The organism is Streptomyces sioyaensis (genome assembly GCF_004122735.1).
In the GTDB taxonomy this organism is placed as follows: domain Bacteria; phylum Actinomycetota; class Actinomycetes; order Streptomycetales; family Streptomycetaceae; genus Streptomyces; species Streptomyces sioyaensis.
This window is the reverse complement of sequence record NZ_SDIF01000038.1, coordinates 1-12025: the sequence shown is the minus strand read 5'-3', so window position 1 is coordinate 12025 and position 12025 is coordinate 1. Positions and strand designations below refer to the sequence as shown.

At 72.7% G+C, this 12025-nt stretch carries 9 protein-coding genes; 1 reads left to right on the top strand and 8 read right to left on the bottom strand.

Annotated features, from left to right (window positions below; genetic code table 11):
* Positions 1-35 precede the first annotated feature (35 nt).
* The 7 genes from EST54_RS15630 to EST54_RS15600 all read right to left on the bottom strand — a co-directional run bounded on the left by EST54_RS15630 (position 36) and on the right by EST54_RS15600 (position 7658).
* A complete protein-coding gene (locus EST54_RS15630) occupies positions 36-833 on the bottom strand; it encodes an ABC transporter ATP-binding protein (RefSeq protein WP_129248233.1) in 798 nt (265 codons plus the stop codon).
* A 206-nt stretch (positions 834-1039) separates the two neighbouring features.
* Entirely contained in the window at positions 1040-1750 is a 711-nt protein-coding gene (locus EST54_RS15625; RefSeq protein ID WP_129248232.1) for a helix-turn-helix transcriptional regulator, read from the bottom strand.
* A 216-nt stretch (positions 1751-1966) separates the two neighbouring features.
* Positions 1967-2830 carry a carbohydrate ABC transporter permease gene (locus EST54_RS15620; RefSeq protein WP_129248231.1) on the bottom strand — a complete coding sequence of 288 codons (864 nt, stop codon included), beginning with the start codon at positions 2828-2830 and terminating at the stop codon, positions 1967-1969.
* Positions 2831-2833: 3 nt separating this feature from the next.
* Positions 2834-3784, bottom strand: coding sequence for a carbohydrate ABC transporter permease (locus EST54_RS15615; RefSeq protein ID WP_372448186.1), 951 nt, complete (start codon positions 3782-3784; stop codon positions 2834-2836).
* Entirely contained in the window at positions 3781-5145 is a 1365-nt protein-coding gene (locus tag EST54_RS15610) for an extracellular solute-binding protein (protein ID WP_129248230.1), read from the bottom strand. The genes EST54_RS15615 and EST54_RS15610 overlap by 4 nt, the downstream gene beginning before the upstream one ends.
* A 63-nt stretch (positions 5146-5208) precedes the next feature.
* On the bottom strand, positions 5209-5889 hold the full coding sequence (locus EST54_RS15605; protein WP_129248229.1) for a response regulator: 681 nt from the start codon (positions 5887-5889) through the stop codon (positions 5209-5211).
* Positions 5886-7658 carry a sensor histidine kinase gene (locus EST54_RS15600; protein ID WP_239012723.1) on the bottom strand — a complete coding sequence of 591 codons (1773 nt, stop codon included), beginning with the start codon at positions 7656-7658 and terminating at the stop codon, positions 5886-5888. The genes EST54_RS15605 and EST54_RS15600 overlap by 4 nt, the downstream gene beginning before the upstream one ends.
* Before the next feature lie 167 nt (positions 7659-7825).
* On the opposite strand from EST54_RS15600, the gene EST54_RS15595 reads away from it, so the two are divergent.
* On the top strand, positions 7826-9232 hold the full coding sequence (locus EST54_RS15595; RefSeq protein ID WP_129248228.1) for a cation:dicarboxylate symporter family transporter: 1407 nt from the start codon (positions 7826-7828) through the stop codon (positions 9230-9232).
* Positions 9233-9548: 316 nt separating this feature from the next.
* Here EST54_RS15595 and glgB read toward each other — a convergent pair whose 3' ends face one another.
* Complete coding sequence (gene glgB, locus EST54_RS15590) at positions 9549-12020, bottom strand: 1,4-alpha-glucan branching enzyme (RefSeq protein ID WP_307825418.1); 2472 nt, start codon at positions 12018-12020, stop codon at positions 9549-9551.
* Between the last annotated feature and the right edge of the window lie 5 nt (positions 12021-12025).

The window sequence follows — 12025 nt, the reverse complement described above, 5'->3', positions numbered from 1 at the left end:
GCGCCGGGGAGCGCGGTGGTGCGGGGTGCCGGGCGTCAGCTCGTACGGCCCTTGGAGTCGAACAGCCGCATCCGGTCCAGGACGGCGTCCGCGGTCGGGTCGTGGAGCTCCTCGACGATCCGGCCGTCCGCGAGGAAGACCACCCGGTCCGCGTAGGCGGCGGCGACCGGGTCATGGGTGACCATCACCACCGTCTGGTCCGCCGCCCGCACCGACTCCCGCAGGAAGCCCAGCACTTCGGCGCCGGAGCGGGAGTCGAGGTTGCCGGTCGGCTCGTCCGCGAAGATGATCTCCGGCCGGGCGGCCAGCGCCCGGGCGACCGCGACCCGCTGCTGCTGGCCGCCGGAGAGCTGTGCCGGCCGATGGGCGAGCCGCCCCGAGAGGCCGACGGTGTCGATCACCGCGTCGAGCCACTCCCGGTCGGGCTTGCGGCCCGCGATGTCCATCGGCAGCGTGATGTTCTCCAGCGCGCTCAGCGTCGGCAGCAGGTTGAACGCCTGGAAGATGAAGCCGACCTTGTCCCGGCGCAGCCGCGTCAGCTGCCGGTCGTTCAGCGACCCCAGCTCGACCTCGCCGATCCGGGCCGAGCCGGAGGAGATCCGGTCCAGTCCGGCCATGCAGTGCATCAGCGTGGACTTGCCGGAGCCGGACGGGCCCATGATCGCCGTGAACCGGGCCCGGCCGAACTCGACGGAGACGGAGTCCAGTGCGACCACGCGGGTCTCCCCCTGGCCGTAGACCTTGCTCAGGTCCGTGGCACGGGCGGCGACGGCGGCGGTGCGGGCGGAAGCGGGGGAACCGGGGAAACCCGGAGAGGTGGCCGCGTGGGACACGGGAACTCCTGGAAAAAGGACGGATGTTTCGACGTCCTCATTCTCGAATGCGCAGGTCAACCCGGTCTTCACCCGCAGGGACCGAAAGCCGGACCGGCCGGAAGTGCCATCGCCGCCCCCGGCGTCATCCTCTGGACGGACGGCCCTCCGACCTCTGGCCGACGGGAAAACCCGGGGGTGGTGGGAGAGTTCAGGGGCGCGCGCCCTCAGACGTGTGCCGTGCCCGCCCGTGTCCAGAATTCCGTCAGGATGCCGTCGAGAAAGGCGCGCCCGGCCCTGCCGGACTCCTCGGCGCGCTCCCCGCCGCCCCAGTGGAGCGTCGCGGCCATGGTCGCCTGGTAGTCGGCGTGCAGTTCCTGCAGCACCTCGCGGAGCCGCTCCCTGGGCAGCGGTACCACCTTGCCGACCGGCCGGACGTAGGCCTGCCAGCGGGTGGTGGCGGCGCTGGTCAGCAGCTCGGTCAGCAGGGCGTCCCGGCCGGTGAAGCGGATCAGGGCGGGCAGCGGCAGCGCCAGCGCCCCGGCGAGCGCGGCGGCCTGCCGCGCGGTGCCGCGCCAGTGGCCGCCGGCCTCCAGGCGCGCGTAGGCGGCCGGGTCCATGCCGATGTGCCGCGCGAGGTCCGCGGCGGCGAGGCCCCGCGCCAGCCGGTATTCGTGCAGGGTGCCCGGCGCGCCCAGCAGCTCGCCCGGCGCACACCACAGGGCGCCGGCCAGCGCGGTCAGTTCGGCCTCCGAGGGGGCGCGCTCGCCCGCCTCCCAGGCCGTGACCGTCGCGGGCGACAGCGGCATTCCGTAGGCGGCCGCGATGCCGTACGCGACATGGGCGGGGGTCATGCCGAGGGCCTCGCGGAGCCGGCGGGCGGCCTCGGCGTCGAAGGGTGGCCGGCGGGGCTCCCCGGCTTGCGTACGCACCGGCACACGGTAAGTGAGGGGGTGCGGGGGCACCTATGGTGCGGATGGCCAAGGCGCAAAGTCGTAGGAACCTACCAGTCGGCCGGTTTCCTGGTCCCGGCCCGGGGTCCGGCCCGGGGTGCGGCCGGCCGCCGGGCTCCTCGGCCCCTCACGGCGCAGCCGACCGTCCCTGCGCGGCGCCGATCGGTCCGTCACGCCGTCGATCGTCCGTCACGCCGCCGATCAGCCCTTCACGGCGCCGCCGAGCGCGAAGCCGCTGCCGAGCCGCCGGGAGATCAGGAGGTAGAGCGCGAGGACCGGCGTCGAATACAGCACGGAGAAGGCCGCGAGTTCACCGAAGGCGATGGCGCCGTAATTGCCGAAGAAGGTGAAGATGCTGACCGAGGCCGGGAGTTGTTCGGGGGAGAGCAGCAGCATGAAGGGGACGAAGAAATTGCCCCACATCATGATGAAGGTGTAGATCGCCACGACGCCGACGCCGGGCCCCATCAGCGGCAGGATCACCCGCAGCAGGGTCTGCCCCCAGGAGGCGCCGTCCGTCCACGCCGCTTCCTCCAGGGCCCTGGGCACCGAGTCCATGAAGTTCTTCATCAGCCAGATGGCGAACGGGAGTTGGGCGGCGGCCAGGAACAGTGCGGTGCCGTATTGGGTGTCGATCAGATCGACCCGCACGAACAGCGCGTAGACCGGGACCATGACCGCCGTGATCGGCAGACAGGTGGAGAACAGAATCGTCAGCAGGTACGGGCGGGCGAAGCGCGCGTGGAAGCGGGAGAGCGGATAGGCGGCGAGCGCCGCACAGACCACCGTGAGCAGGGTGGCGCCACCGCAGATCAGCAGGCTGTTGAGCATCGGGGTGAAGGTGATCTCGTCGGTCCAGACCGCCGAGAAGTTGTCCAGCGTCGGGGACCTCGGCAGCCGCACCCGCAGTGTCGCCCGCGCGTCCAGCGAGGACAGCACCAGCCAGACCAGGGGCGCCGCGAACGCCACCGCGACGGCCAGCAGGGCGGCGTCGGCGGCCGGCCGGTGGCGGGTCCGCCGGCTCGGCGCGCGGCGCCGCGCGTGGGGGCGGCGGGGGAGTGGCACGGCTCAGACCTCCTCGCGCAGCAGGCGCAGATAGACGGCCGAGAACAGCGCCCCCACCACCAGCAACAGCAGCGCCACCGCGGTGCCGTAGCCGATCAGGGACTTCGTGAACGCCTGGTCGTACATGAACACCGGCAGGGTCTGGCTGCGGCCCCCCGGTCCGCCCCGTGTCATCACCCAGATCAGCCCGAAGACGGAGAGCGTCTGGAGGGTGTTGAGCATCAGATTGGTGCCGACCGAGCGGCGGATCATCGGCAGCGTGATGTGCCACAGCCGCCGCAGCCCGCCCGCCCCGTCGACCTCGGCGGACTCGCTGATCTCCGTGGGGATCCCGGCGAGCGCCGCGGAGTAGATCAGCATCGAGAAGGCCGTCCCGCGCCAGACGTTGGCGAAGGACACCGCGAGGATGGGCAGGCCGAACAGCCAGTTCTGGGCGGGCAGATGGAGCCAGGCGAGCAGGGCGTTGAGGGTGCCGCGCCGCTCGAAGAAGGTGTAGAGCAGGAAGCCCGCGACGATCTCCGGGAGCACCCAGGCGGTGATCACCAGCGCCCCGGTCAGGGTCCGTACGGGCCGCGAGGCGCGGCGCAGCAGACCGGCCAGCGCCAGGCCCAGGGTGTTCTGCCCGAGGACCGACGAGACCACGGTGAACACCAGCGTCAGCACCACGGCGTTGCGGAACGCCGGGTCGCCGAACGCATGGCGGAAGTTGGCCAGGCCGACGAAGGACGCGGACTCCTGGCCGGTCAGCTGGGCGTCGGTGAAGGCGATCCCGACGCAGTAGACGAGGGGGCCGCCGAGGAAGAGCAGCAGCAGGACGGTGGCCGGGACGAGCGGGGCCCAGCGCAGCGGACGGGTGCGGGCCGGGGTGCGGCGCGGTGTCCGCGGGGTGGCTGTGGTTCCGGCGGGCCCCGCGGACCTGGTCGCGCCCGCGGACCCGGCGGCGCCGGCGGTCACGGCTTCGCGACGGTCCGGCCGCCGACGAGCGACCGCAGCGACACGTCGTAGTCCCGGGCCGCCTTGTCCGGTGCGGAATCCCCGGCGGTGACCGCCTCCATCGCCTCGCCGATCGCCGCGGCGACCTTGGGGTAGTCGGGCAGCGCGGGCCGGTACCGGCTGATCGTGACCAGACCGGTGAAGAAGCCGATGCCGGGCACGGACTTCCGATAGCGCGGATCGGCCGCGACGTCCTTGCGCACCGCGATCTGGGCGCCCCGTACGCACCATTCGAGGGCGTTCTGCCGTGACTGGAAGGTCTCGATCAGCTGCCAGGCCAGCTGGGGCTGCCGGGCCTGCCGCGGTACCGACCAGGTCCAGCCGCCGGCCAGGCTGACCTTGCCGGGCGGGGCGCCGTGCTGGGTGGGGAACGGGGTCTGGCCGAGCGTGGCCGACCAGGCGGGCCAGGGGTTGCCGCCGCCCGTCTTCTGCCACTGCTGGCCCAGCCACGAACCGTCGAGGTCGATGGCGAGCTTCTCCTCGGGCAGCAGCTCGGTGGCCACACTGGTCTGGATGTTGGGGCTGAGCGCGTCGGACACCTCGGGCCCGAGTCTCTCCCGGTAGACCGTGTCGAGGAAGGCCAGGCTGTCGCGGAAGCCCCGGGTGCCGGTGACCCACTTCCGGCTGTCCGGGTCGTAGAGCTGGTTCTCGCCGGTGCCGTACAGCAGCATCTCGAAGCCCTGCATCACCGCGGCCTCGCCCGCGCCCTTGCCGGTGAAGACGTTCAGCGGGATGACACCGGGGACCCTGCGCTTGACCGTCCGGGCCGCGTCCAGCACCTCGTCCCAGGTCCGGGGCCGCCAGTCGGCCGGCAGCCCGGCCCTCTTGAAGATCTTCTTGTTGAACCACAGCCCGCGGGTGTCCGTACCGTCCGGGACGCCGTACGTGTGGCCGTCCTGCCCCCGGGCCGCGGCCTTCGCGGCCGGCTCGAACTGCCGCCACTCCTTCCAGCCGCGCAGTTGCGCGTCCAGCGGGCGCAACAGCCCCGCGGTGATGTCGGAGTTGACCAGGAAGGTGTCCTCGTAGACCAGGTCCGGTGCGGTCCGCGGGGAGCGCATCATCTGCTGGATCTTGGTGTAGTAGTCGTTCTCCGACGCCTGGATGGGAATCAGCCGGACCTTCTTGCCGGGGTGGCTCTTCTCGAACTGCCGCGCCACCAGGCGGACATAGTCGTCCCGGACGGTGACCTTGCTGTTGGTGTCCTTGATGAAGGCGACCTTGACGGTGTTCCGGTCGCCGGCCGGCCCGCTGCCGCAGGCGGTGAGCGTGCCGGCGGCCACGACGGCGGCGGCGAGCAGGATCAGCGGGGCGGTGGGGCGCACGGCACGACCTCCAACTGGCCACGAGGGGCTGCCAGCTGAAAGTAAGTCACCGGTCACAGCCGGTCAATGCCCCGACCAGCGATAGCGCAATTCGGGGCGGCCGACCTGGCCGTACTGGGGGGCGCGGGCGGCCCGGCCGCTCACCACGAGATGTTCGAGGTAGCGGCGCGCGGTGATCCGCGAAATCCCCACGTCGGCGGCGGCCTCGGTGGCCGTCAGACCGCCGCCGGCGGCTCGCAGCACATCGGTCACCGCCCGCAGAGTGGCCGCGGTCAGCCCCTTGGGCAGCGCGGCCGGCTGGGGTGCGCGCAGCGCGGCGAGCGCCCGGTCCACCTCGTCCTGCCCGCTGGCCTCGCCCGTGGTGGCGCGGAAGCGGGCATAGCGGGTGAGCCGGTCGCGCAGGGTGGCGAAGGTGAACGGCTTGAGGACGTACTGCACCACGCCGAGCGAGACGCCCTCGCGCACCATCGTCAGATCGCGGGCGGAGGTGACCGCGATGATGTCGGCGGTGTGCCCGGCCGCGCGCAGCGTCCGCACCAGCGCCAGCCCGTGGCCGTCGGGCAGATAGAGGTCGAGCAGCAGCAGATCGACGGCGTGCGTCTCCAGGTGGCGGCGGGCGCCGGCGCCGGAGTGCACGGTGCCGGAGACGGTGAAACCGGGCACCCGCCCGACGTACAGGGCGTGCGCGGCGGCGGCGACCGGATCGTCCTCGACGACGAGGACCCGGATGTCGGTGGAGGTCACCGGGCGCCTCCTCCCGTGTCCGCGCGCGGCGGGCCGGCCGTCGCGTTCCTGCCGTCGCTCCCGCCCGCGGCGGCAGTCGCCCCGGCGTCGCCCCGCGGGGCGAGGACCGGTGCCGTCGCCCCCGCCCGCAGCGGCAGCCGTACGGTGAACCGCGCGCCGCCTTCCGGAGCCCGGTCCAGCGTCAGGGCACCGCCGTTGCGGCGTACCGCCTGCTGCACCAGGGCCAGGCCCAGGCCGCGGCCCCGGGCGGGCGCCGCCGTGCTCTGCTTGGTGCTCCAGCCCCGCTGGAAGATCTCCTGTGCGGCCTGCGCGCCCACTCCCGGCCCGTTGTCCGCCACCCGCAGCAGCAGCTCGCCGTCGGCCGCCCGCGCGGTGACCGCCACCCGCGGCGGGCCGCCGGCGCCGGGCTCCCGGGGCGGGGCCGCGGCGTCGATGGCGTTGTCCAGGAGGTTGCCCAACACCGTGACCAGGTCACGGGCCGGCAGCCCGGGCGGCAGCAGGCCGTCGTCGATCCGGCTGTCCGGCGTCAGCGCCAGGTCGACGCCGCGCTCGTTGGCCTGCGCCGCCTTGCCGAGCAGCAGCGCGGCGAGCACCGGCTCGGCGACCGCCCCGACCACCTGATCGGTCAGGGCCTGCGCCAGCTCCAGCTCCGCGGTCGCGAACTCCACGGCCTCCTCGGACCGCCCCAGTTCGATCAGCGACACCACGGTGTGCAGCCGGTTGGCGGCCTCGTGGGCCTGCGAGCGCAGCGCCTCGGTGAAACCGCGTACCGAGTCCAACTCGCCGGACAGCGCCTGGAGTTCGGTGTGGTCGCGGAGGGTGACCACGCTGCCGCGCCGCTCACCGCCGGAGACCGGCGAGGAGTTGACCACCAGCACCCGCTCGCCGGTCAGCTGCAGCTCGTCGACCCGCGGGCCGGGCGCCAGCAGCGCCTCGGTCAGCGCCGGGGGCAGCCCCAGCTCCGTGACCGGGCGGCCCACCGCGTCGCCGGACAGCCCCAGCAGCTCCTGCCCGCCGTCGTTGATCAGGGCGACCCTGCGCTGCCCGTCGAGCATCAGCAGTCCCTCGCGGACGGCGTGCAGCGCGGCCTGGTGGTAGTCGTGCATCCGGCCGAGCTCCCGGGCGTTCATCCCGTGGGTGTGCCGCCGCAGCCGGGCGTTGATCACATACGTGCCCAGCCCGCCGAGCGCCAGCGCCGCGGCCGCCACCCCGGCCAGCGCCAGCACCTGGTCCCGCAGCTGCGCGCTGATGGTCTTGATGGTGATCCCGGAGCTGACCAGCGCGATGATCCGGCCGCCGCGTTGCGGGTCACGGACCGGGGCGACGACCCGTACGGACGGTCCGAGCACCCCCATGTGGGTCTCGGGGAAGATCTCCCCGCGCAGCGCCGGGCCGATGTGCCCCAGGTACTTCTTGCCGATCGCGGACGGCTCCGGGTGCGTCCAGCGGGTCCCGTCCGTGGCCATCACCACCACGAAGTCGACGCCCGCGTCGTGCCGCAGCCGCTCGCTGTACGGCTGGAGCGCGGCCGTCGGGTGGGCGCTGCGGGCCGCCGCCACGACGGCCGGCGAGTCGGCGACGGCGGTGGCCGCCGCGGTCGCCTGCCGCCGCGCGGTCTCCTCCGCCTGCCGGCCGGCGCTGAGGTACGCGAAGACGGCGCAGCCCATGACGACCACCGCCACCAGCACGACCTGCATCGCGAAGAGCTGCCCGGCGAGGCTGCGGGGACCCCCCAGCCGTCGGGGCGGCCGGGGTCGGGGGAGTCGCATGCAGAACAGTCTGCACGGCGAACGCGAAACCGTCTGCACGGTCACTTTCGCGTGAACGAAATGAACGTAAGGGTGACGGGCGCCACAGTGGCGTGCATAGTCACCGGGACTTTGTTGTGTGACAGAGCCGCAGATCAGCGCACAGCCGAAGACCTGAGGAGGCAGCCGTGGCTGCACAGACCCCACCGCGTGGGGGCACCACCGAGGAGACCGCGCCGGCGAGGCGGGACCGGACCCACTTCCTCTACCTCGCCGTGATCGGGGCGGTCCTGCTCGGCATCATCGTGGGCTTCGCCGCCCCCGGTGTCGCCGTCGAGCTCAAGCCGCTGGGCACGGGGTTCGTGAACCTGATCAAGATGATGATCTCGCCGGTCATCTTCTGCACCATCGTGCTGGGCGTCGGCTCGGTACGGAAGGCCGCCAAGGTCGGCGCGGTCGGCGGGCTGGCGCTCGGCTACTTCATGGTGATGTCGACCGTCGCGCTGGCCATCGGCCTGGTCGTCGGCAACATCCTGGAGCCCGGCTCCGGTCTGCATCTGACCGAGACCGTGCGGCACGCGGGCCATGCCCAGGCCTCCGGCGGCGGCGAGTCGCTGCCGGAGTTCCTGCTCGGCATGATCCCCACCACGCTGGTCTCCGCCTTCACCCAGGGCGAGGTGCTCCAGACGCTGCTGGTGGCGCTGCTGGTGGGCTTCGGACTGCAGGCGCTGGGTTCGGCGGGCGAGCCGGTGCTGCGCGGGGTCGGGCACCTCCAGAAGCTGGTCTTCCGGGTGCTGGCCATGATCATGTGGGCGGCGCCGGTGGGTGCCTTCGGTGCCATCGCCGCGGTGGTCGGCGAGACCGGCCTGGACGCGCTGAAGTCGCTCGCCGTCATCATGGTCGGCTTCTACGTCACCTGTCTGCTGTTCGTGCTCGTGGTGCTCGGCACGCTGCTCCGGCTCTGTGCCGGGATCAACATCTTCCTGCTGCTGAAGTACCTCGCCCGGGAGTTCCTGCTGATCCTGTCCACCTCCTCCTCGGAGTCGGCGCTGCCCCGGCTGATCGCGAAGATGGAGCACCTGGGCGTCAGCAAGCCGGTGGTCGGCATCACCGTCCCCACCGGCTACAGCTTCAACCTCGACGGCACCGCCATCTACCTGACGATGTCCTCGCTGTTCGTGGCCGAGGCGATGGGCAAGCCGCTGCCGCTGGGCCAGCAGATCTCGTTGCTGGTGTTCATGGTCATCGCCTCGAAGGGGGCGGCGGGCGTCACCGGCGCGGGCCTGGCGACGCTGGCCGGCGGCCTGCAGTCGCACCGCCCCGAACTGGTCGACGGCGTCGGCCTGATCGTCGGCATCGACCGCTTCATGAGCGAGGCGCGCGCCCTGACCAACTTCGCGGGGAACGCGGTCGCCACCGTGCTGATCGGCACCTGGACCAAGGAGATCGACCAGGGCCGGGTGGCGGAGGTGCTGGCCGGAGCGCTGCCGTTCGACGAGAAGTCGCTGGCCGACGAGGCGGCCGCCGGGCCGGGTCCCGCGGACGTCGTCGGGCCGCGCGACGGCGGGGCGGAGAAGGCGTCCGCCCCGGTCTGATTCCGGGCGCAGGAGGGGAGAAGGGCGGGTGCCGGCTGCGGCACCCGCCCCTTGTGCGCGGCCGCCGTCCCACGGCCGCGCCGCCCGCCGCCGCGTCCCCACCAGCACCGCTATGACCTGCGGTTTTATCCGTAGCGGTCGATTGTCAGTGCCCCCTGACACCATACGGAGGACAGGGAAAACGCGGCCGGTGAAGGCCGGTGGCGTGGGGGCTCGAACAAGGAGGAATGGGACATAACGACTTGGGGGACGGATCTGATCGGTGGGGGCGCCGCGGCGGCGGGAGACGGGTCGGACAAGCACCGCCCATGAGCGCTCAGAGGGGTCGTAGCCAGACGGTGGCCAAGGGGGGCAGCACCGCTGTGACGGACGCGGCGCGGCCGTTCCAGGGGACGGGTTCCGCCCTCAGGGGGTCGGGATGGGTGACACCGCTGCCGCCGTAGCGCGGGTCGTCGGTGTTGAGGACCTCGCGCCAGGCGGGGACGTGATCGGGGACGCCGAGCCGGTAGGCGTGGCGTACGACGGGGGAGAAGTTGGTGACCGAGATCAGGGGGGATCCGTCGGCGGCGAAGCGCAGGAAGGAGAAGACGTTGTCCTCGCTCGCCTCGCCGTCGATCCAGGAGAAGCCGGCCGGGTCCGTGTCGCGTTCCCACAGCGCGGGCGCGGCGGCGTAATGGCGGTTCAGGTCGCGGACCAGGTCGCGGACGCCCCGGTGGTCCGCCTCGGCCTCGTAGGAGGGGTCGAGCAGCCACCAGTCCGGACCGTGGCTCTCCGCCCACTCCGCGCCCTGGGCGAACTCCTGCCCCATGAAGAGGAGTTGCTTGCCGGGGTGGGCCCACATGAATCCGAGGTAGGCCCGGTGATTGGCGCGCTGCTGCCACCAGTCACCGGGCATCTTCGACACCAGTGCGCGCTTGCCGTGCACCACCTCGTCATGGGAGATCGGCAGCACATAGTTCTCGGAGTAGGCGTAGATCATGGAGAAGGTCATCTCGCCGTGGTGGTACTTGCGGTGCACCGGCTCCTTGGCGACATAGCCGAGGGAGTCGTGCATCCAGCCCATGTTCCACTTCAGGCCGAAGCCCAGCCCGCCGAAGCCGCCGGGCCCGGCGTGGTGCGTGGCGCGGGTGACGCCGTCCCAGGCCGTGGACTCCTCGGCGATGGTGACGACACCGGGGCAGCGGCGGTAGACCGTCGCGTTCATCTCCTGGAGGAAGGCGACCGCGTCGAGGTCCTCCCGGCCGCCGTGGACGTTCGGCGTCCAGGCGCCGTCCTCGCGCGAGTAGTCGAGATAGAGCATCGAGGCGACGGCATCGACCCGCAGGCCGTCGATGTGGAACTCCTCGCACCAGTACACCGCGTTGGCGACCAGGAAGTTGCGGACCTCGGTGCGGCCGTAGTCGAACTCCAGGGTGCCCCAGTCCGGGTGCGCGGCCCGGGCCGGATCCTGGTGCTCGTAGAGCGGCCGGCCGTCGAATGCGGCCAGCGCCCAGTCGTCCCGGGGGAAGTGCGCCGGCACCCAGTCCATCAGGACTCCGATGCCGGCCCGGTGCAGCGCGTCGATCAGCTGCCGGAAGTCGTCCGGGGTGCCCATCCGGGCGGTCGGCGCGTAGAACCCGGTCACCTGATAGCCCCAGGAACCGCCGAACGGATGCTCACAGACCGGCATGAGCTCGACGTGGGTGAAGCCCAGGTCCTTGACGTACGCGGGGAGCTGCTCGGCCAGCTGACGGTACGTCAACCCTGGTCGCCAGGACGGGAGATGCACCTCGTAGACGGAGAACGGTGCCTGGTGCACGGGGCGCTCGCCGCGCCGGGTCATCCAGTCCCCGTCCGTCCAGCGGTACTGCGAGGCCTCCACGACCGAGGCGGTGGCCGGCGGGCACTCGGTCCGCCGGGCCATCGGGTCGGCCCGCACGGTCTTCGTGCCGTCCGGCCGGGTGATCTCGAACTTGTACAGCTCGCCCGCGCCGATGCCCGGAAGGAAGAGCTCCCAGACGCCCGAGGAGCCCAGCGACCGCATCGGATGGCCGGTGCCGTCCCAGTAGTTGAAGTCGCCGACGACCCGGACGCCCCGGGCATTGGGCGCCCAGAGGGTGAAGCGGGTGCCGGTCACCCCCTGGTGGTCCATGATCCGCGCGCCGAGGGCCTGCCACAGCTCCTCGTGCCGCCCCTCGCCGAACAGATGCAGATCCAGCTCGCCGAGCGCGGGCAGGAAGCGGTAGGGGTCGTGCACGGTCGGCGTGTGGTCGCCGTAGTCGACCAGCAGCTCGTAGTCCGGGACGGTCCGCAGCGGCAGCACCCCCGCGAACAGCCCGTCGTCCTCGGGCAGCAGGTCGGCGCGCAGCCCCTTCGCCAGGACGGTGACGCGCTGGGCGCACGGCCGCAGGACCCGGATGAGCAGCCCGCCGCGTACGGGGTGGGCGCCCAGCAGCCCGTGCGGGTCGTGATGGGCACCGTCCAGCAGCCGGCCGCGGTCCTCGTCGGACAGCGGGGCGGCGGCCCGGACCCCGTGCCCGCCGGCCGCCGGCCGCGCCGGACGGGCCGCACGGAAGGTGCTCGGGAGCCCCTCCGTCCGGCCGGGCGCCGCGGGCGCGTGAGGGGTCAGGGACGGCCGGGGTGCGGGGGCACCGCCGGCGGCACCACCCTGAGTGCTCGTCAGGTTCTCGGCGGCCGGCGGCCGGGGCGGCGCCGGGTGGAAGGGCCGCCCCGCCGCGCCGTCGTCGGCCGCGGCCCGGGCGGGCGCGGTGTGGGGCGGGTGCGGACGGGACGGCGGGCGGGCGGTCACGGGAG

Coding starts and splice junctions, on each gene's coding strand:
- EST54_RS15600 (WP_239012723.1), bottom strand. CDS start 7,658: ATGCGACTCCCCCGACCCCGGCCGCCCCGACGGCTGGGGGGTCCCCGC.